This is a genomic window from Ruegeria sp. HKCCD7628 (genome assembly GCF_057221005.1).
Map to the genome: position 1 here is coordinate 1 of NZ_JBWVBA010000005.1, position 20382 is coordinate 20382.

A 20382-nucleotide genomic window follows, 5' to 3' on the forward strand; every position below is an offset into this window, starting at 1 on the left:
GCATTTCTCGGAGAGTTTAGCCCCAAGTGCCTAGTGTCATTTCATGTTCTGATGAGCTGGCTGGGGTGGTAGGAATCCTTGCCCTCCGATGATTAGACTCGCCTTTTTCAACCGGTGGCCAGAACTGGGGCGGTTTCGGGGGCATTTCGAGGGTGAGCACGGGGTATTCTGACCGCTAGAGAGGTCGTTAGCGGGTGCCAACAGGCGCGACTAGACCGCTAGATCGACCGTCCACTGGCGCTGACGACGTCCGTAAGATGGAACCGCTGTCGAGTCGTTCCGGGTGCTGACGGGTGGTCGCTGGTGCTGGCGGGGGCTTTGGTGGGGTTGATATTGCGTGGGCTAGGGAAATATCCCGTGCTTTTCTTCCATTACTTCCGCTAACCAAATCAAGCTTTCTGAGTCCAAACAAATTCGAACAATTTCCTGCCATGTCACGCGACGAATAAGACCAGGTACCCGGCACGCGGAAGCAGCTTGTCTAATTTGAACGTCCGCAGCTCCGCCAACTTTGTACCTAGGATTTCGGCCATCATATACGAAGACGGCGTGTCCATTTGAAGGATCCACATTTCCGTCAATATTGGTGACTGCAGCGAGTACGTTCCGGACGATCTGATAAGTTGGTAAAAGTGGGCAGGGAGACAGATCCTGCTTGTCGCTCCAATCAAATAAGTCAGGTATGTGATCCCAATAAGAAACGCCAACTTCCGTTAAAGCGCAGCGCGTTTGCCTGTTTTGCTGACGAGTATAGGTCCCATCGCACAAAGGCGTCTCGGACTTTTGCGGCTTGACGCGCGAGCAAATTCCGAACTCTGATTCGCTAAACTTGCATTCAACGGCTACCCGGTAATCGTCCCTTTCTAGGCAGACATCCAATTGCGTTGGTCGAGGCTCATTAAGCGTTTGAACGTCGACTTCCATGGACAGCGCAGTTTCTTGAGAAACGTTTCCAAAAGCTGAACGCCCACATTGGGCCGGAATTTGGGACAGTAATTCCAACTGGCCTGCGGCTTTGAAGGCTCCAAAAACACTTTGAGCCATCGCCTGCGAGCTTCTGAAAGATCGAAAATGCCTATGGCGATCCGTTGCTGCAATTTCAGCTTCAATCTCCGAGGCCATTCTTTCGTCGGATGGCAGCATGAGATTGAGGTAAGGTTTTGAAACGGAGACGACTGGCGGCCTTCCCGGTGCCGATTGCCCGTCGAGATCGCCCTTGGAGAACGATTTCGCATAATTCCACCAAACCCCTTGCAGCAGCGCTTCGTGTTTTTTTGGTTCCGCCCCCATTTCACTTGATTTTTGCAAAGCACTTTTGGGCAACGAGTTCTGGTACTCAATTTGGGATAGCCCGATTAATCTTGGTGCTCTGCTTCGCTGGCCATATTGGACTTTTGCGTTCGGCAAGGATGCGAAGATTATACTAAGGCCAAGAACATTTGAGATTTCTTGCGACTTTTCTTCGAGAACAGACTTAAAGGCTCTGTCAGATGTAAGCCATCGCGACCACCAATCTGCTTCTCCTAGGACCACGATATCAGGCCGCTCCAAGACCATCTCACGACCAAAGGTGTCACGAATTTCCTTCGCAATTCTCGGAAGATTGGCCTCAACGATGGCGGCATATCGTACCCCTTCCAGCAGAGCGACAGGGGGCGGATCACTAGGGCCACCCGAGTGCCCAATCACCTTGAGTTCAACTAGTACAGCTCGGCCATGTTCCGTCAGGCCGAACATATCGATCTTTCCGATTTCACGATCTGCACGTGTCGCCTTTAGCGGAACTTGATAATCAAGCAGCTCAAATCGAGTCCCGTCTGGTAAATCCCAGCCCTCCTGTGCGTTAACCATCGCAATCGCAAAATGCTCTTCCCTGCGGTTCGTCTTCCCTTCAGTCGTAGGATAGCCACTTCTCCCTCCTAAATAGGGGCGACCAGTTGGACGTTTCGGAGCTTCTTCCTTAAGGCATTGATAGGCTTGGCAATACGAAGCTACGTCAATTCGCGCGACGTCTTTCGTTAATGAAGATTTTGGCCAGCGGCGGGCAAACAATAGATCAAATGTCATGTAACTTTATTAATCAGCGAAGTATGACTTGTCATGTCTGGCAGAGGTCCATCCGAGAGATCAATTCGGGCCGTACCTCGCAATTTACTACGCTAGGCCCTCTCGACTCCACCGAGCCTTTATCTGGCAGGGGTTATGCTTGTTCTCGGCGTCCTGATGAGCCCGTGCATGACAGCTTGGGCATAGTGCAATCGCGATGAGCGTTTTCTTGCCCGTTATAGCTATCTGAAACCGTCGACCTCCGACCACGGCGGAATGACATGGCACGAAATGAGCATGCGACTTTGAACCAATACTAGTCGTTTCTACTTCAATCGGTTGTTCAACCGAATTGAACGCGTCGCTGCGCAACCAACACGCGCCTTTATGTCTAGGTATGGGCCTCTTAGTGGCGTCGGTATCCAAATTTGAAAGGTTCTGGTAGTTTGCCTCTGCATCTGGGGAGGAACGCTTGATGGAATACTATAAACTCGGGAACTACTCTCGAAAGATCACTACATCTTCATTCTGGTGAGAGAGCAATAACTCAATGGGGATGAAGTACACGGCTAACGAATATGACTTCTGGGGTGCACAATTAAGTGCCTTGCTGCCGGGAAAGCTCTTTGGGAGACTACGATGGAACAACGACTTTCAGCCATTCTTGCGTCTGATATGGTTGGCTATTCTCGATTGATGGAAGCGGATGAGTTGGGTGTTTTGTCGCGTCAAAAGACGTACCGAAAAGACTTGATTGACCCGGAAATCGCTCGAAACCGAGGGAAAATTGTAAAGACGACTGGAGATGGCCTATTGGCAACATTTCCTTCTGTTCAGAACGCTGTACGCTGCGCGTTGGAAATCCAGAAAGAGATGGGGCGGAAAGAGTTGGACTTGGTCGAAGATCGGCGGATCCGATTCAGAGTGGGTATCAACCTTGGCGATGTAATCTTTGACGACGACGATATCTTTGGCGACGGTGTGAATGTTGCCGCGCGACTAGAGGGCCTGGCGGAACCGGGTGGCATCTGTGTTTCGGACATTGTGCATCAATCTGTTCTGGACAAGATCGATGAACCATTTCGAGACATGGGCGGGCAGCGCGTGAAAAACATCACACGACCAATACGTGTGTGGCAATGGACGCCTAATGTGGTGCAGGAACGAAAAGCGCCGGAAATCTCCTATCAGCAGCGCGTGAAATTCTGCAAATCCGCTGATGGGATTAATTTGGCTTGGGCTTCAACGGGAACCGGAACACCTGTTCTTAAGGCTCCCAACTGGCTGAACCACATCGAATATGAGTGGACCAGTCCTGTATGGGGGGATTTCTTATCTGAGTTTTCCAAACTCTGCCGGCTGGTTCGGTTCGATCAACGCGGCAACGGACTTTCTGACTGGGACGTCGACGACATCTCCGAGGACAGAATGATAGATGATATGGTTGCCGTCGCTGATGCATCTGGCTTGGATCGTTTTGGTCTGTTTGGAATAAGTCAGGGCTCAGCGTTCTGCGTTCGATTTGCCGCGAGATACCCAGAGAGGGTCAAATTCCTGATCCTTCTAGGCGGATATGTCCGTGGAAGAATGATGCGAGGAAATCCTGAGGCTGAACAGTTTTATGAGGCGTCCCGTGCAATGGTTTCAGCGGGCTGGGGGTCGCCTAATCCTATTTATCGACAGTTCTTTACGTCCAGCTATATGCCAGACGCAACTCCAGCGGAGAGTGCCAGCTTTGATGAAATGCAGCGAATTTCTGCGAGCCCGGAAACTGCTTTAAGGATTATGGCCATGAACTCAAAAGTTGATGCGCGAGCAGACGCCCGAAAGTTAAGTGTGCCTACACTTGTGCTACACGTGCAGGGGGACATGGCAGCTCCCATCAGTGAAGGTCGTGAAACAGCGCGTGAAATAGCCACCGCAGAGTTCGTTGAACTTCCCGGTGCTAACCATTGCATGATCCGCGGTCATGCAGGATTTGATGAATTCTTTCATGAAATTGGCCCATTCCTTGCGGAACAACAGGATTGACCGCTTCGTCCGCATCGCGGTCATTCAGCCAACCCTCAACCAAAGTCCGCTTCGGCAAAAAGAAAGCAAAGTCAGCACCCCCGGCAACCCGCAAAGGGCCGCCGAGGGTTGGTATTCAGGGCGGTCTACGGTTGACGACATAGTCAGCCAGCCATTTCCAATAGGCTTCAGCGTCAGGAAACCCCTGAGCACGAGCAGCCAGATCTTCCGCAGCTTTACGGGTGCACCCGCCATCGAACTCAGCGATAGCAGCTCGCTCCACGAACGCATCAATGTCGGGGAAGGTCATGTCGGCAGTTGGATCTGGTCAACGATCGACCGCCGCTGCTCGTCGCTGATGCCAGCCGAGTAGATGCCGTAGGTGATCCCGTTCTCCGACCGTGCCGATTGGTGACCAACCGGAGAGGCCGTGAAGTGCTCAGGAACACCCGTTCGTTCGCACTGGGTCACAAACCACTTGCGGGTCGAGTGAAACACCAGTCCCGGTCGCTCCAGTCCCAACCGACGTCTCAGTCTCGCAAACCCCTTGGTGACATGGGCCACGGTCAACTCAGGAAACAGAGGGCCATGGCAGGGTAACTGACGGAACGTATCGTCTAGCACCGGGTGGACTGGAACCAGTCTCTCCGCCGCATCGGTCTTCAGCAGTCTCAGTTCGTTTGGTTGAACATGAACGAAGCAACCGAGGTTGCCCTTGGTCACGAGTTCTTCCCGGAGCAGCCCGACCGCTTCCCCCGCTCGCATTCCCGTCAGCAGACAGGTCAACAGAACAGGATGTAACTCCCGGTCCTTGGCTTCCAGCAGTCGTACGACTTCATCGTCGGTCGGGACGGCATAGGGTTGAGGACGGACCTTCCGATCAAAGAGAACAGTCCGGAAGGGATTGACCTCCAGATGCCCCTAATAGACCACCCAGTCGAGGAAGTGATTGACCTGCGACCAGATACGCCGCTGGGTTCTGGCCGTTATGGTCACCGAACCCCGAGACGAGTACGCAACTAACTGGTCCAGGGTCAGCCCTCGGGTCCGTTCTGACTTGCCGATCATTGGAGACAGTTGGGCAATTGCGGACAGGAACTCTCTTCCGTCCGCTCTGGTCAGGCTGCAAACCGACTGGTCACCGTATCGACTGGTGAACAACCCGACAGAGTATCGGACCGATTTGAACCCGCTGGGTCGAAGCTCGTTACTGCGCTTGTTCAGATAAGCCCGGCTCAGGTCACGAACCGGCACCTTTACCGGCGCTGATGGCCTGATGAACTTAGACCTCTCCAGATTGCATCCAGAGTCCTCCAGAGTGGCTCGGAGACGGACGAGAGACGACTCCGGTTGGTCAACCCAATCAGGAACGTCAGCGGTGCTCTCTGGGACAGACAGGGCGTCTTCTGCTTGAGACCGAACCTGTTCCACCAGTGTCTCGAACCGGGCATTGACTTCAGCGGCTCGGACGCGAGCGGTGTTACGATCACTGGTCTTGAGGCTCTGCTTCAGCGCCTGAGCGCCCAGCGCGAGAGCCACGTCAGCGGGATAGTTACGTCTGAACAGCCACGTGTGGCCCTTCAAATAGGCATAGCGAATGTGAGCAGACATGGGTCTCCTCCTTTCAGATTTAGGATTTGGGATGGGTTCAGTTGATTGAGACGATCCGCAGGATCATCTCGCGTGCCGGTTCGCCGTAGGAACGCCCCCGAAACCGCCCCAGTTTCTCGGGCTTCGCTGAAAAGCCGATAACAATCATCGGACGTCAAGGATTCCTACCACCCCAGCCAGTTCATCAGAACATGGATCGACAGCAGGCACTTGGGGCTAAACCCTCCGAGAAATGCCCCCGTTTATGCCCCCGCCCAGATCACACACGTCTTGCTAGACTGTCTTGCTGTCTGCACGTCAGCGGCGACCTCCCCCAGACAGAGGGAGAGGCCGATAGCGGTTATGGCTGAGTATAGTCGGGCATAGGGTTAAGTAGTGGAAAACGCGGGATAATAAGGAGAAGAGAAACTCAAACCTCTCCCTCCCAATCACCCAGTTTCCTCATCCCCCAGAGAATCCAGATAGGCTAACCGCTCGCTGAAGATATGCTGACGAACCCTATAAGCTGGGTGGCGAGGGAGATAACGCATGTCCATGTAGTCATCGACCAACCTGGGTGTCTTTCGTTCCACCTCATCACAGTCTTCTGTTCGCCGTGCTCGGCGGCCAGGCCAGCCATCATTCGCGCGAAGATGCCCTTGTTGCTCCACCGTTTCCATCGGTTGTACAGTGTCTTGTGCAGTCCATAGGCAGCAGGGGCATCCCGCCACCGCAAACCTTTGCTTTTGATGGAGACAATCCCGCTCAACACACGCTTGTCATCAACGCGCGGCTTGCCGTGGGGCTTGGGTAAGAGGGGCTCCGGACGCGCCATTTACGCATCCGTAAGCCAGAAGAGATCAGACATGTTCACCGCTCGTTTTTGAACCGTGAATCACGCCGCAAAACAGAAATCAATGGGTCCTGATTCTAAAACATCACCCCCATTTAACTCTCCAACTCGCGTAAAATCGATGATGCAGCTCCTGTGCGGCGAAAGAGCTGTTCATGCCTGATGACCGCACCAAAAATGGGTGCGTTCCGCCATCAGGCTATCCGGATACACTAACCGGATAGCTGAGCTCTCATTGGCACTTGAACGCACATACCTCAGACTACGATACAACTGCTAATCACCGAAACGATCCGGCATCGGACAGGGCGCGAGCAGCTGGGTTTGCTGCAAGTGTCCAACACTCAACGGGATTTTTTAGCTCGGGCTTGACGCCGGATTACTCGGAATGTTCTCTCTAATTCATATAAATTGGAAACCGTACTCAAGGCCACTTCGCTTGTATCAAAAACTGGCACTGGGTCGCATACGAAACGCGTCAAGGATAATGAAATTACTTTGCTTTGTTAGCCTTTCAATCGTTTTTCTTTCAGTGTTGCGGGCGTTTTCAGGGCTGGAGCACGCCTCTTTGTGGACAGACGAACTGTTCACCGCATATTTTGCCGACCCAAAGCTGGCGAATTTCGATAATTTGCTGGCGCGCGCGACCGAAGATGGCCACCCCCCAGGGTACTACATTATCCTCTGGACGGTTTTGCGCGTAGTGGACGGTGAATTCGTGACCGTCGCGCGCGGCTTTTCCGCGCTAACTGCGACAATAGCGCTTGTCCTAGTGTACCTAGCCCCACTCCCGACCGTCAGATGGCAAGCGCGCTTGGTGTCCGTTGCAGTTGCAGTCACTTCGTGGAACTGGTGGTATTATGCTGGTGAGGCTCGCTCTTACGGGATCGTTTATTGCCTTGTCGCGATTGCAATATTAAGCGGCCTTCGGTGTCGTCGCAGCTTTTCAAACAATTTGCCTTTTGCTGTTTGGCTCTTCACGTTAACTGTCACTTCCATATCGACGGTTTTTATTCACTATTATTCGATTTTACTATCCGGGGCGATTTTTGGAGTTTTACTTCTAAGCTGCACTAAATGGTCACATCGGGTTCTGGTTACTTGCTCAGGGTCTGCAGTTTTAGTCTTTGCAGTCTGTCTTGTGATTTGGCACATGCCCAAAATTGTCGTTGACGTACAGAACACCTGGTTCGAAGCCAGCGTGCCATTTATTTTGGAACACATCGCGCGAGGAGTAAACGTCGCGGGCTCGCCAATGGTGGTCGCGATCTTTGCTCTACTCGTGTGCTTAATTACAGTTTTGATTGTAAAATCTTGGGATTTGGCGATACTCAAATCAACTTTTACCCCAGATCTATCTTCGGGGGTTTTGCTCTTAATTTCCGTAATTGTGTTGACGATTGTTTTTGGAATAATCATTTCTGTTCTTTTTGTGCCCGTGTTTTCGTTTCGGCTCTTTCTCATTTTTGCGCCGATACTTTGGATTTCCGTCGCTTATTTCATGGAAGGGATTTACCGCATGATCTCCCTGCGCGACACTCCACCGGTACTTGAAATCACAACAACCTTGGCTTTATCGACTGCGTTGATCATTGTGACCGCACACAATATGATCGAGAGCATACCTCCGAAGGAACCATGGAAACGATCAGCACGTTACATCGCATCTCTGGACAGCTGTTCGTCTTCGAAAATTCCGATTTCATGGTTTGAACAAAAGCATTTTTCGGAAGACGACCCAGAACGATTTTACGGCTTCTACCTGGAACCGAATGCGCAAAGAGAGTGGTTGAAAATACCGCGTCAGCAATCAAATATTGCGTCTGAAATGATCGCGCTAAAAAACCATGTCTTGCGCGTGGCTGGAGACCCCGAAACCTGCCCCGTTCTCTTTTGGAGCATCCATTTCTTCAAAGACGAGCGGTTGGCTGAAATGAAGACCTTTCTGGATGAAACTTTGAAGTCGAATGGCCATGGAGAAATGTGGGTCGAAGTATTGTTTTCCAAGAAGGGGTCATACTCTGCCCTCATGATGCTAGCGTCGGAGTCAAATTCTCATTTAAAATCGGTTTGTTCGCCCCCCAACGCCGATACTGTTTGCCAGCACTGGTTTGAGAGCTAGAAACAAAAAACATTTGAAAATGGCAACTTCGCGCTTTTAGATGCTGGCTGCGCTTAGGGTCAGGACTCATAGCCAATAGATGACCAGAGCTGAGAGGGAGACCTTCGGGTATCTGACGTAACGGGTTGCCACACGGCACCAATCCTTCAGCCTGCCGAGCATGATCTCGATCCGGTTGCGCTGTCTGTAACGACCCGTGTAGTACTTATCCGTTGTCTTTCGCTGCTTCCGACCGGGGATACAAGCGCGTATCCCTTTGCCTTGTAACGTTTCTCGGAACCAATGGGCATTGTATCCGCGATCTCCGAGAAGCCAATCGATTTTCGGTATGCCGCTAAGCAGAGCCCCAGCACCGATGTAGTCGCTGACCTGCCCTGCGGTGACCTGCTCCCCTTTGAGTCCGCATTTTTTAGTTAACTCTGTTCAGGGTTTGGTCCTTTCTTGACCGTTGGTGATTCTCCCGCGGGGTGAGCCCGTCGAGGCTCGAATGCGGGCGGTGATGGTTGTAGTCGTTGCGCCATGCCGCAATCATGCGGCAGGCATGGCGCAGAGACGGGGACAGGTGTTCGTTCAAGCATTCTTCCCGCATCCTTTCCTTCGGGCGCATCCATAGTTTCGCCGTAGGATCAAGCGATACTGTCAGGCTAAAAAGCGTCCCGACGAACTGAAATTGGTTTTTTTGTCCTAAGTAGCAATTCGCATTTTTTCATCGCTGCAACAGGACGCAATTGAGAAAATTTTTGACAGAGGGTACCTGCAAAATGATATAATAAAACGTGAATATTTATTAATACAACACTTCTTGCGTGTTCAATAATCTTGAATTGGGAGGTTCATATGCTTGGGCGCTATGCTTGTTTGCTGACTTTGTTAGGTGTTCCGCTGAGTGCATGGGCCGACGCCATACCCACAAAAGAGGCCGCCGAAGGTACCTTTGCGGAACGACCGTTTTCCCCATATGCCAACCGCTCGTTCCCTGAACGGCCACTTTGGGGGGATACACATTTGCATACCGGCCTGTCGCTAGATGCAGGTGCCTTTGGAAATACACTGCTGCCTGATGAAGCCTGGCGGTTTGCAAAGGGTGAACAAGTCATTTCCTCGACAGGTCAGCCGGTAAGGTTGGCACGGCCACTAGATTGGATGGTTCTGACCGATCATACCGATCTGATGGGATTTGCGCCCGACCTGCAGGCCGGAAAGCCCGGCGTGATTTCCGATCCGAAAGGACTAGAATGGTACGAAGGATACAAAGCCGGAGGAGAAGAAGCCGGAAAAACCGCCTTCGACATCATCACCAATTTCTCGCAGATGACCCTGCCCGAAATCCTCCTAGAGTCGTACAGCCCCGGCGCTGACGCATTTGCATTTACCTGGGAGAACATCGTTCTGGCGGCAGAAAGACATAATGATCCCGGCACCTTTACAGCCTTTATTGGGTTTGAATGGACCTCGGTACCCAAGGGGTTCAATCTTCATCGGAATGTCATGCTGCGCGACGGGCCAATTCGGGCGCTTCAAATGGTGCCACCAGTGACGCAGCCGCCTTATGGGAATACCGACCCAAAAGCGCTCTATTCGTGGTTAGAGGAGTATCAGGCGAAAACTGGCGGCCGCGCTGTAGCCTTTGCCCACAACGGAAATTTGTCTAACGGCTGGATGTTCCCAACCGAAGACACCTATCACGGCGGCAAGGTTGATGAGGAATACGTGAAGGCTCGCGCAAAATGGGAGCCCCACTATGAAGTCACCCAGATCAAGGGCGACGGTGAAGCGCACCCGTTCCTAAGCCCGGATGATGAGTTCGCCGATTATGAGAACTGGGACGTCGGAAATCTGGATATCACCGAACTAAAAACAGACGATATGCTGGCCGGTGAATACGCCAGAGAGGCGCTGAAGCGCGGCTTGTTGCTGGAAGAGAAGTTCGGCGTGAACCCCTATAAGTTCGGAATGGGTGGAGCGACCGACAGCCATACTTCACTAGCGACCGCCGAAGAGGACAATTTTTTCGGCAAATCCGTCAGTGTCGAACCGTCAGCGGAACGGATCAAGCATCCCTTTATAGCCAATGATTTGGGCGAAATTCCCGGTGATCTTCTTGTGGCCTCGGGATATACAGCCGTCTGGGCCACTGAAAACACGCGCGCAGCGATCTTCGATGCATTCAAGCGGCGCGAGACCTATGCCACCACCGGCCCTCGGATCGGCCTGCGGTTCTTTGGCGGATGGGCGTTCGACGATTCCGATATCGAAACCCGCTTCCTTGCTGATGTCGGCTATACCAAGGGTGTTCCGATGGGGTCGGACCTTAGACCGCGCGAAGGCGACACGGCGCCCTCTTTCCTGATTGCAGCACTGCGCGATCCAATCGGCGCCAATCTGGACCGGGCCCAGGTAATCAAGGGTTGGCTGGATTCCGAAGGAGAGCTGCACGAGAAAGTCTATGATGTCGTATGGTCGGATGACCGGACCGCAGATGACAGCGGCAAGATACCTGCCGTTGGAAACACGGTGGATGTCGATACGGCAAGCTGGACTAACACTATCGGATCACCTGAACTGGTAACTGTCTGGACTGATCCGGACTTCGACCCGGATGTTCGGTCATTCTACTATGTTCGCGCCATCGAAATTCCGACGCCACGCTGGGTGTTGTATGATAAAGTTCGCTTTGGAACTGATCTGCCAGAAAACGCCCAGTTGACCCATCAGGAGCGGGCGTATTCTTCACCAATCTGGTACACACCTAGCGAATGACCAAGTTTGGCTAAGTTTCTTGTATCAAGGGCAGAAATTTCTGCACCACAAGCATTTTTGACGCTTGGAATGGGCAGCGGCGCGGTTGCCAAGCCCATTTGTAAGGGTCCCCTAACCGGTGCCGGACAACAGTTTAAGTAAGGTTGCCTATGCGGGTAATGAGAGAGCCTCTATTCCATTTCATTCTGATTGGAATAGCTATCTTTGGCTGGTTTTATTGGGTGTCTCCGGAAGAGGAAACAGCCGAGAACGTCGAAACGATCACGATTGGCGCGGAAGACGTCGCCCTACTGGCCACACGATTTGAACAAAGGCGAAAACGGGCACCCGACGACGCCGAACTACAGGTGTTGATAGGCGCTTTGGTCCGGGAAGAGGTGCTTGTACGCGAAGCAAGAAAGCTTGGATTGGATCGTGGCGATCAGGTGATCCGGGCGCGGCTTGTGCAAAAGATGGACTTCCTGACCGGGGCCATAGCATCGTCTGTGACGCCAGAAGACGCCGTACTGCGATCCTATCTCGCGGATAATTCGACCCGCTTCGAAACCCCTTCTATGGTCGCGTTCGATCAGGTTTTTTTGGGTGAATCCCCTGAACAGAGCCAGATCGCCCAGACCCTGTCTGCGTTGAATGCCAAAGAGGATTGGTCAAGCCTTGGCATCTCTTCTCTTTTGCTCAGTACGATGCCGTTGTCAGCAATGAACGTGGTAGACTCCACCTTTGGCCGCGGGTTTTCTGCCGCTATCCAAGATTTGGAGCCAATGGTTTGGTCCGGTCCGGTACAATCGGGGTATGGGCTGCATTTTGTCCGGGTTACCGCGTCTGAGGCCGGCCAGGTACCGCCCCTGGAAGCAATACGCGATGCTGTGTTGCGGGAGTGGCGCCGCGAAACTGGTGAAAAACTGACACAAGCCCAATACGAGAGCTTTGCCGCTGGATACCAAGTGGATATGCGACCTGACCACGAGGCTGGTCAGTGAAGCTGTGCCTGTACATCTTGTTCGCACTCTGGCTTTGCTGTGTACCGCAGCGCGGAAACGCACACGCGCTTGACCCGGGGTTTCTGGACCTTCGCCAATTGGGTCCGGAAACATGGCAAATCCTCTGGCGCGTTCCGGATGTGAATGGTCAGCCCATGGAAATTGATGCTGTCTTACCCGGACAATGTTCTCCGGCGCGCAGTACCGGTCTGACCGCAGACGATGTCGCTTGGGTATCCACTTGGGTTGCCGAATGCGATGTCCCGTTGGCGGGTCAGATCGTTTCTATCGAGGGGTTAGGCCGACAGCGAAATGATGTTCTGTTACGCATACAACCTTTGAACGGTGCAACCAAAACCATGCGGTTCACGCCCGACACAACGGCACTGACGATCCCGGAAAGCCCCTCCACCTGGTCGACTATGAGCACCTATTTCTGGTTAGGTTTTCAACACATCCTGGAAGGCGTCGACCACCTTTTGTTTGTCTTTGCCTTGTTCATACTCGTGCGCGACCCGTGGCGATTGGTGGGGGCAATAACGGCTTTCACCGTAGCTCATTCTCTGACGCTGGCGATGGCAACCCTGGGGGTTCTGCGGGTCCCTTCTGGGCCTGTCGAAGCGATAATCGCGCTATCCATCGTTTTTTTGGCCCTTGAAATACTCAAACGCAAAGAAGGGAAGATCAGATTGGCGGAACAATACCCATGGATCGTCAGCTTCTGCTTTGGCCTGTTACACGGGCTGGGCTTTGCTGGCGCTCTGTCCGAAATTGGGTTGCCCGCTCAGGATATTCCGGCGGCGCTGCTTGCGTTTAATCTTGGTGTCGAAGGAGGCCAGCTGGCGTTTATTGCGGCACTATCCTTAGTGGTATTTATCTGGCGAATGTTAGCTCCGGCGGCAAGTTCGCGCCTCCACATGATAGCGACGCCAACCACCGGCTACGTGATCGGCGCGGTGTCAGTTTATTGGCTTGTCGAACGCATCAGTGGCTTTTGACACCTGGAATTTGCGGGGCATTTTGACGTTTCTTTTCGGGCCAGAACTCATCCACCACGATATATGCGGCGATCACAAAGAATGCCGCACTGGCAACTTGCAAAACACGGACAATGCTTTTGACATCTGCCTCGTCCGAAAAAGGTGCGATTGATCCGCCATAGACAATCAGGGTCGTTGTAATAGCAGATCCGGCAGCTGCGGCCAAAGGCGTTTGGGTTTTGCCAAGCGCCCCAAGGGTCAGGCAAAAGAAAAAGCACAGCAATATGGGTGTCAAAATGACCGGTGCGATGACATTCGCTTCATAACAAACGATCGACACCGCCGCGCCCAGCAGGTTGGCCGTCAACATCGCCTTGGCTACGGCTTTGCCTGCTGCAGGCATTGCAGCAAGTTGTTGGCTGAGAAGTGCGACAAAGAACAGGACAAGCAGCGCTGAAGCACCCCACACAAAGAAAACCAAGGCGAATGGAACGGTGACAAGTGACATGCGGACAATGCGCCGATGGGGATCGAAATCCTGAGCCACTGCTGCTTTTTGCTGGGCAGCTGTCGGTGGTTCAGCAGGTATGAGCACAAACATCATCGTTGCTGCAAACCCGGCGAACAGCAGGTTCAGAGGAATCCAAAACACCAAGACCAATGCCAGATCCTGTGACTGAAGCACAAGGTTTGGGATCATCAATGCTCCCATTAGGGCAATAACACCGGGCAAAACCCCAGCACCGGAAACGGACCAAGTGAACGACAGAATGATTCCAATGGCCACGAGGATCAGAAACACAACAGGATATGGGGCAAAAACTGACGCCAGCAGAAAGGATAGGAACATCAGCCCAATCGAGAACACGAACAGCTTGCCAAAGGCTGCCAAAGGCAACGCAGCAGGGGCTTGCAAAAACAGAGCTGTGAACACCGCCCCCACCACAGCAAGCGGCCACCCCAGAAGTAAACCCATCGAAAAAACACCGGTTACGCCCAGCGCAAGGCGAAGAACGGCTTGGCGGTCGTCAGTACGCATAGGACAGAATGGAAACCACGCGGATGTAGGTTCGACCCACGAGGTTCAGGAACCCATTGTCGCTGAGATACATAATCACGTCGGCCTGCCCGTTGAGCTGAAAGCGCAGATCGTCTTCGGCGCTTCCGGCCTCATAACCCGGCAACACGATCCGAACGGGGAATCTTTCTGGTTCACGCAGAAACCCTTTGGTACTAGGCGGGCTTGCCAATTGGCCAGGCTCATCGCCACCGCTCAAAGATACAGCCGCGCTAAAGCTCTCAATGACACCTGGAATGATTTGACCAGGGTGCATATCCAATACGACATCAACAGGTGAACCCAACTCTGCCCGACCTAAGTTGTTTTCAGTAAAATACGCCTCGATCCAAACGTCGGTTGCATCTAGGAACGTCAAAAGATCCTGACCGGACCGTGCATATGTACCAGGGGCGATCAATAGATTGGATATGACACCCGTCGCCGGGGCACGCAGTTCAGTCCATTCGATGTTTAGCTCTGCATCTGCCAAGGCTGCCAATGCGCGCTGAATTTTTGGGTTTTCTATTCCGTCTTCGCCCAACCTCTGCTTTGCTTTTTCCAAATCCGCTCTGGCATTCTCATAATTGGCCTCTGACTCTGTCAGTTGACCTCGGGCATCATCGGCTTTTGAAACGGCGATCAAGCCTTTTTTTTCCAACGCAAACACACGCTCTGTTTGAAGACGCATCGTATCAAGATCGCTCTGGGCCCGCGCCAATTTAGCTTGCGCGGCCCTCACCTCTGCCGAGGAGGCGCCCACCTCCTGCGTAGCAGCTTCGAGATCAGCTTCCGCCTTGTCGCGTTGGATTTCATAGGGCCTGGGGTCAATCCGAACCAGAACATCACCTGCCGAGACGACCTGTCCATTCTCCACAAGAACTTCGGTCACTGTACCGGTGACCTGTGGAACGATCTGGGTCGCAATGGCCTTTACTCTGGCATTACCGGTAAACGGCGTTTTTCGGTCAGCGACAAGGTACCAGACCAGGAAAACAAGAATGACGGCCAAGGTGGTCCAAATCGTCTTTCTCATTCCGCCGCTCCTTCAGCCGCGCTTTCGGCTTTTTCGGGCGCATCGATCCAGACCTTGAACAGTTCATAGAAAACGGCGAACAGAACAGGGCCCATAAAAATACCGATCAAGCCATACGCCATCATGCCACCGAGAACACCAATAAGGATAACCAGCATGGGAGTTTCGAGGCCCTTTGAGATGAATACAGGTCTCAAGAAGCTGTCCATTATCGCCACGGGAACGGCCAGTACGGTGAAGATCAACGCTGTGCCACCGGACATGGTGCTCCAGGCGTAGATGACCACTGGAAGCAGAACCAAGCCGGGGCCGATTTGGATAATCGAGAGGATCAGGCAAATGAACGCCAGCGTTGCGGCCGAGCCAATCCCGAACAGCGCCAACAATACCCAAACAACGACCGCCTGAATCGCAGCAACGCCAATCACACCCTTTGTCACATTGCGGATTGTCGCGCCGGCCAGTGTCACGAACTCGCCACCGCGAGGCGCAAAGATACGGTTGGCAAAACGCTGAAGGCCTTGCACCAGGCTTGGACCGGGGCTGAACAAGGCCCCCATGATCAAAACGGACAGGGCCAGCGCCAAGAGCCCAAGCCCGATGCTTAACACCCTTCCGAACAGTGATTTGGTGATCTCAAGAATCTGCGCGCCGTATTTTGCAAGTGCGCCATCGAGGTTTCGTTCAAACAAGCCCCAGATTTCAGCAATCTTGTTTCCAACCAGCGGAAGCTCTCGTAGGCCATCGGGTGCCGGTGGGACTTTAAGCTCGCCTTTGTCTGCTTGTTCCGCAAATTCAGACCCAAGTTCCGCCGCTCCGGAAACAGCAGTAGCGACCGGCCCCAAAGTCAGAACGAGGCCCAACAATACCAGTATAGTCGTGGCAAGTTTCTTCCGCCCGCCCAACTTGGACTGCAACCAATCGAAAACTGGGTACAGCGCTACGCACAGAATCGTAGCCCAGATGACCACGCTTGCCAGTGGGGCCACCATCGCCAAAGCGCTATAAAGGAATAGCCCTAGAAATAGTAACCTAATTGCGAGATCGACGATCCTCGCATCCTGAGTCTTTTCCATACCATCCCTCCAACATTTTTTTTGGTCATTATACTCAAAAAACTTAATATACAAATTTCAAAAAATTTCGAGTAGCTCTGCAAAAATTTGAAATCTCTCGTAAATTCAGAATTCAGAGGGGCTAGCCGGTCAAATTATGGTCTGCGCATCAAATCACATCGGCTCAACGAGACAAAAACCTAGTCGTCCTCGTTCTTGTCATCCTGGGAAAGAATTGTATCCGCGACAGTGGTCGCTGCGGTTACGAAAATACCGAGCCCCACAATGATGTAGAACATAGTAAAGATTTTCCCTGCCGCGGTTTCAGGAGAAAAGTCGCCGTACCCCACAGTCGAAATTGTCACCACAGAAAAATAGATAGAATCTAACCAGCTCCAACTTTCGACATAGCGGTAAAACACCGACGCCCATAGGATCATACCGGCTGTAAAGGCAAGAAGGCCCTTCACCCTGCCATCTTTAAGGGCAACGCGGACACCTCGCGTTATTCTGGTTAGTGAATTCATATTACTACAGTATCAAGTGTTTCATAAATACATAGTGTTTATTGAATTTCATTGTACGTCTACAAAAATCTGTAGCACTCGCGCCTAACAAATCGAGTGAGAGTTGTAAGCAGCTTTTGTTCGAGTTGCTTTTGGAATACTCAATTCCACTATGCTACTCACATGCCAGAGTCGGCGATTGGATCTCAGCTGTTTCTGCTGACCCACGAATGGTCAGAATTGGTGATCCAACTTTGGGTCGCCTGTCAGATGTATAGGACGACACTGTCGAATGAAGTCAAAGATCAGCCTCAAACAGTTACAAGCACTGGAATCCGTCGTGCGGCTGGGCAGCTTTACCCTGGCGGCAAAAGAGCTTGGGGTGTCCCAGCCCACGGTGTCAAACCTCGTCAATTCGTTGGAGCAACACTATCAGTGCCGACTGCTAGACAGGTCAGGGTCGGTTATCAGTTCAACACCTTTGTTGAACAGCATACGAGGTGACATCAAAGCGCTGATCGCCTTGCGAAATGACATTGACGATCGATTGACGGAGGCTCGGAATTTGCACTCTGGAACCTTCCAGATAGGCTACTCCACGTACCAGATTGCGATGCCCTTTATATCCGAGTTTGTCCGTGCCTTCCCAGCGGTCGACGTGACAGCCCGCGCTTTGGCCTCGCATGACCTGCTTCCCCTACTCTACACCGGCGAATTCGACGTGGGTTTAATCACTGCCAAGGAATTGCCGCCAGATCTGTCGGGCAAAGAGATATCTGAAACCAGAATCGGCCTGGTTGTTCCCAAAGATCATGCTTTGGCAGACAACGGATCCGTCTCTTGGGCCGAGGTCGCCCCATTGAAGCTGATTCAACGTGAACCCAGTTCTTCGACACGGCAAATTTTTGATGCCGCCGCCCAGATTGCACGGGTTAAACTGACCACGATTTTGGGCCTGGGATCATGGGGATCCATCCGAACACTCGTAACCACAGGCGTAGGCGTTGGCGTCGCTTTTGCGCAGGAATGCCAAAATGAAACTGGGGTCGCTTTCGTTCCGGTTGCAGACAAGAACCTGACGGCGCGCCACTTTCTGGCCTGCCTGCCAGCTATGCGCCATACATCTGCGGTATCAAACTTTTTCCGGATTGCTGAAGGAAAGCATCATTTGTAACGATCTCATGTCAACTGATCCAACATAGCTTTTCACTATACCCACCAAACCATCATAAATTTGTTAACTTTCATCTCTAGCGCTCTGGCGTCACACAAACGCAGGGATGGCTATGAAGCTTCGCACCTCTCTCCTTTCATTCACCGCATTGGCCACATTGGGAACCCCGGTTCTGGCCAACTGCCCCGTTGCAACCGTAGCCGACCCGATGGGTCTGGAACCCGTATTCCCGCAGCAGCTGGAACTGGTCGAGCTGCAGGCCGCTGCCTCGTGCGAGCTGGGTTTTGCACAAAACCCGGCGATCGCCGATTTGAACGCCCGGATTTTGGGGAACGCGGATCTTGGGCCAGTGGCAGATCGTCTGCCAGTCGAGCCTTTGGTCGTTATGCCCTACGACTCAATCGGTCAGTATGGCGGAGCCATCACCGGCCTGTCCAAAGCGACCGAGTCCGGCACTTCGGACCTGCTGTCGGTGCGCCATGTGAATTTTGTGCGCTATGCTGATGATCTGCAGACCGTGGTTCCCAATATAGCAAAAGCGTGGTCGTGGAATGACGATTATACCCAGCTGACCATCACGTTGCGCGCCGGGCACAAATGGTCTGACGGCGCGCCGTTTACTGCCAAGGACGTCGAGTTCTGGATGAATGATATCATCTATAATCCCGACGTGTACGATAAGACACCGGATCGGTGGCTGTTCGCAGGTGAACAGGCTCAGGTCGAGGCCGTTGGCGACACCACCGTTATATTCACCTTCCCGGTGCCGACCCCTGGCATTCTGAACCGCTTTGCCGTGGACTACGGCCAGCCGTTCCAACCCAAGCATTTCCTGGGCCAGTTCATGGCCAAGCATAACGAAAACGCCGAAGCACTGGCGCAGGAATACGGTTTTGAAAATGCTGCTGCTGCCGTTGACTTCTATTACGGCGGTTCCGACTGGAAAGACGTGCCCAGCCCTCTGCTGAAAGATGCTGACAAGGCTGCCAAGATCGGTCGTGCCGTGGTGCCGACGCTGGAAAGCTATATTGTTGTCGAAGAGACCGCCGAGGGCCGTAAACTGGTGGCCAACCCCTATTTCCACCAGGTCGATACCGCAGGCAACCAGTTGCCCTATATCAACGAAATCGTTGAGACCTATGTCGGCGACAAAGAAGTCCAGAACCTCAAGATCATGAATGGGGATGTGGTCTGGAAACAGCAGGCGGTCTTCTTGGAAGACTTCCCGCTGCTGAAGGAAAACGAGGCCAATGGTGGGTACACCATCAACTTTGCCCCGACCTTTGGCGAGAACGTGTTCTACTCGTTCAATCGCACCCATCAGGATCCGGTCCTGCGCGACATCTTCTCGGACGTTCGTTTCAACCGCGCCATGTCGCTGGCGATGAACCGCGATGAGATCAACGAGATCGTCTATCTGGGTCAGGGCACTCCGATGCAGGGCGTGCCTGCCGAGCCCAAAACCGTGTCCTTCGTCTCGGACGAAGTGCTGAACCGCGACATCGGATACGACCCCGAGGCTGCCAAAGCTCTGCTGGCCGAAATGGGCCTGACCGATGCAGATGGCGACGGCACCGTGGAACGCCCTGACGGCAAGCCGCTGGTCGTGCGTCTGGTGTATTCCTCGCAGGGTGCGCCGGTAAAGATGCAGGAACTGGTGCGCGACTACTGGTCGGCCGTGGGCGTGCGGGTCGACTTGAAAGAGGTCACCTCGGACGAATACCGCGCCTCGGGCAACAACAACGACCTGGACCTGACCGTTTGGAAATATGACGGCAATGCCGGCCCGACCATCAGCCAGGACGTCACGGTTTTTGTCCCGCCGTTCGGTGACTTCTTCAACCCTGGCACGGGTTTCGGCTGGGCCGCCTGGAAAACCAGCGGTGGCAGCGAAGGTATCGAGCCGCCGGCGGATATCCAGAAACTATGGGATCTGAGCGAAAAGTTCATTCAGGTCGAAATGGGCACCGACGAAAGCAACCAGTTGGGAGAAGAGATCGTCAAGATCCACACCGACAACATGTTGAAAATCGGCACTGTCGGCGACATCGTCGCCCCGTTCCTGTATCGCAACGACCTGCAGAACGTGAAGCCGATCAAATCGAAAACCTACGACTTCTACTGGACCTATCCTTACCGCCCTTCGCAGTGGTGGCTGGAGCAGTAACACAGACCACAGTCTGAAAACCGGACCGGAGCGCGGGATGACTGCG

The 20382-nt window shown here is 53.1% G+C and carries 15 protein-coding genes and 3 pseudogenes; 7 read left to right on the top strand and 11 right to left on the bottom strand.

The window, feature by feature from the left end; all coding sequences use genetic code 11:
* Window positions 1–342 precede the first annotated feature (342 nt).
* A complete protein-coding gene (locus AC2TAD_RS12335; protein WP_480867982.1) occupies window positions 343–2067 on the bottom strand; it encodes a PGN_0703 family putative restriction endonuclease in 1725 nt (574 codons plus the stop codon).
* A gap of 618 nt (window positions 2068–2685) precedes the next feature.
* Between AC2TAD_RS12335 and AC2TAD_RS12340 the strand changes: the two genes are divergently transcribed.
* Window positions 2686–4077, top strand: a complete 1392-nt coding sequence (locus tag AC2TAD_RS12340) for an alpha/beta fold hydrolase (protein WP_480867984.1) — start codon at window positions 2686–2688, stop codon at window positions 4075–4077.
* A 115-nt stretch (window positions 4078–4192) separates the two neighbouring features.
* On the opposite strand, the gene AC2TAD_RS12345 is transcribed toward AC2TAD_RS12340, so the two are convergent.
* The 4 genes and pseudogenes from AC2TAD_RS12345 to AC2TAD_RS12360 all read right to left on the bottom strand — a co-directional run.
* Entirely contained in the window at window positions 4193–4366 is a 174-nt protein-coding gene (locus AC2TAD_RS12345) for a hypothetical protein (protein WP_480867986.1), read from the bottom strand.
* The gene (locus tag AC2TAD_RS12350; RefSeq protein ID WP_480867987.1) at window positions 4363–4680 is read right to left on the bottom strand and encodes a hypothetical protein; all 318 of its coding nucleotides are present in this window, start codon (window positions 4678–4680) and stop codon (window positions 4363–4365) included. The genes AC2TAD_RS12345 and AC2TAD_RS12350 overlap by 4 nt, the downstream gene beginning before the upstream one ends.
* 297 nt (window positions 4681–4977) lie before the next feature.
* On the bottom strand, window positions 4978–5667 hold the full coding sequence (locus AC2TAD_RS12355; protein WP_480867989.1) for a DUF6538 domain-containing protein: 690 nt from the start codon (window positions 5665–5667) through the stop codon (window positions 4978–4980).
* Window positions 5668–6241: 574 nt separating this feature from the next.
* A pseudogene (locus AC2TAD_RS12360) lies at window positions 6242–6481 on the bottom strand (transposase); the annotation flags it as partial.
* 505 nt (window positions 6482–6986) lie between these two features.
* On the opposite strand from AC2TAD_RS12360, the gene AC2TAD_RS12365 reads away from it, so the two are divergent.
* Window positions 6987–8621, top strand: a complete 1635-nt coding sequence (locus AC2TAD_RS12365; RefSeq protein WP_480867991.1) for a hypothetical protein — start codon at window positions 6987–6989, stop codon at window positions 8619–8621.
* A gap of 66 nt (window positions 8622–8687) precedes the next feature.
* Here AC2TAD_RS12365 and AC2TAD_RS12370 read toward each other — a convergent pair.
* Both AC2TAD_RS12370 and AC2TAD_RS12375 read right to left on the bottom strand, forming a co-directional pair.
* A pseudogene (locus AC2TAD_RS12370) lies at window positions 8688–9005 on the bottom strand (transposase); the annotation flags it as partial.
* Between the two features lie 25 nt (window positions 9006–9030).
* A pseudogene (locus AC2TAD_RS12375) lies at window positions 9031–9213 on the bottom strand (integrase core domain-containing protein); the annotation flags it as partial.
* Window positions 9214–9458: 245 nt separating this feature from the next.
* Between AC2TAD_RS12375 and AC2TAD_RS12380 the strand changes: the two are divergent.
* The 3 genes from AC2TAD_RS12380 to AC2TAD_RS12390 all read left to right on the top strand — a co-directional run bounded on the left by AC2TAD_RS12380 (window position 9459) and on the right by AC2TAD_RS12390 (window position 13359).
* The gene (locus tag AC2TAD_RS12380; RefSeq protein ID WP_480867993.1) at window positions 9459–11381 is read left to right on the top strand and encodes a DUF3604 domain-containing protein; all 1923 of its coding nucleotides are present in this window, start codon (window positions 9459–9461) and stop codon (window positions 11379–11381) included.
* 158 nt (window positions 11382–11539) lie between these two features.
* Window positions 11540–12361, top strand: coding sequence for a peptidyl-prolyl cis-trans isomerase (locus tag AC2TAD_RS12385; protein ID WP_480867994.1), 822 nt, complete (start codon window positions 11540–11542; stop codon window positions 12359–12361).
* Window positions 12362–12699: 338 nt separating this feature from the next.
* Window positions 12700–13359: a HupE/UreJ family protein gene (locus tag AC2TAD_RS12390; RefSeq protein WP_480867995.1), complete on the top strand. Its 660-nt coding sequence runs from the start codon at window positions 12700–12702 to the stop codon at window positions 13357–13359.
* On the opposite strand, the gene AC2TAD_RS12395 is transcribed toward AC2TAD_RS12390, so the two are convergent.
* From AC2TAD_RS12395 to AC2TAD_RS12410, 4 genes are all read right to left on the bottom strand, one after another.
* Complete coding sequence (locus AC2TAD_RS12395; protein WP_480867997.1) at window positions 13346–14380, bottom strand: DUF2955 domain-containing protein; 1035 nt, start codon at window positions 14378–14380, stop codon at window positions 13346–13348. The genes AC2TAD_RS12390 and AC2TAD_RS12395 overlap by 14 nt on opposite strands.
* A complete protein-coding gene (locus AC2TAD_RS12400) occupies window positions 14370–15434 on the bottom strand; it encodes an HlyD family secretion protein (protein ID WP_170356175.1) in 1065 nt (354 codons plus the stop codon). Before AC2TAD_RS12400 ends, AC2TAD_RS12395 begins: the two co-directional genes overlap by 11 nt.
* On the bottom strand, window positions 15431–16510 hold the full coding sequence (locus AC2TAD_RS12405) for an AI-2E family transporter (protein ID WP_480867998.1): 1080 nt from the start codon (window positions 16508–16510) through the stop codon (window positions 15431–15433). Before AC2TAD_RS12405 ends, AC2TAD_RS12400 begins: the two co-directional genes overlap by 4 nt.
* A 179-nt stretch (window positions 16511–16689) precedes the next feature.
* Complete coding sequence (locus tag AC2TAD_RS12410) at window positions 16690–16959, bottom strand: potassium channel family protein (protein WP_331251873.1); 270 nt, start codon at window positions 16957–16959, stop codon at window positions 16690–16692.
* Window positions 16960–17287: 328 nt separating this feature from the next.
* Here AC2TAD_RS12410 and AC2TAD_RS12415 point away from each other — a divergent pair, with 328 nt between their 5' ends.
* Window positions 17288–18169 carry a LysR substrate-binding domain-containing protein gene (locus AC2TAD_RS12415; RefSeq protein ID WP_480868001.1) on the top strand — a complete coding sequence of 294 codons (882 nt, stop codon included), beginning with the start codon at window positions 17288–17290 and terminating at the stop codon, window positions 18167–18169.
* Window positions 18170–18281: 112 nt separating this feature from the next.
* Window positions 18282–20336, top strand: a complete 2055-nt coding sequence (locus tag AC2TAD_RS12420) for an ABC transporter substrate-binding protein (RefSeq protein ID WP_480868003.1) — start codon at window positions 18282–18284, stop codon at window positions 20334–20336.
* The last annotated feature ends 46 nt before the right edge of the window (window positions 20337–20382 follow it).

Coding starts and splice junctions, on each gene's coding strand:
- AC2TAD_RS12380 (WP_480867993.1), top strand. CDS start 9,459: ATGCTTGGGCGCTATGCTTGTTTGCTGACTTTGTTAGGTGTTCCGCTG.
- AC2TAD_RS12405 (WP_480867998.1), bottom strand. CDS start 16,510: ATGGAAAAGACTCAGGATGCGAGGATCGTCGATCTCGCAATTAGGTTA.
- AC2TAD_RS12420 (WP_480868003.1), top strand. CDS start 18,282: ATGAAGCTTCGCACCTCTCTCCTTTCATTCACCGCATTGGCCACATTG.
- AC2TAD_RS12335 (WP_480867982.1), bottom strand. CDS start 2,067: ATGACATTTGATCTATTGTTTGCCCGCCGCTGGCCAAAATCTTCATTA.
- AC2TAD_RS12415 (WP_480868001.1), top strand. CDS start 17,288: ATGAAGTCAAAGATCAGCCTCAAACAGTTACAAGCACTGGAATCCGTC.
- AC2TAD_RS12345 (WP_480867986.1), bottom strand. CDS start 4,366: ATGACCTTCCCCGACATTGATGCGTTCGTGGAGCGAGCTGCTATCGCT.
- AC2TAD_RS12395 (WP_480867997.1), bottom strand. CDS start 14,380: ATGCGTACTGACGACCGCCAAGCCGTTCTTCGCCTTGCGCTGGGCGTA.
- AC2TAD_RS12355 (WP_480867989.1), bottom strand. CDS start 5,667: ATGTCTGCTCACATTCGCTATGCCTATTTGAAGGGCCACACGTGGCTG.
- AC2TAD_RS12365 (WP_480867991.1), top strand. CDS start 6,987: ATGAAATTACTTTGCTTTGTTAGCCTTTCAATCGTTTTTCTTTCAGTG.
- AC2TAD_RS12340 (WP_480867984.1), top strand. CDS start 2,686: ATGGAACAACGACTTTCAGCCATTCTTGCGTCTGATATGGTTGGCTAT.
- AC2TAD_RS12385 (WP_480867994.1), top strand. CDS start 11,540: ATGAGAGAGCCTCTATTCCATTTCATTCTGATTGGAATAGCTATCTTT.
- AC2TAD_RS12400 (WP_170356175.1), bottom strand. CDS start 15,434: ATGAGAAAGACGATTTGGACCACCTTGGCCGTCATTCTTGTTTTCCTG.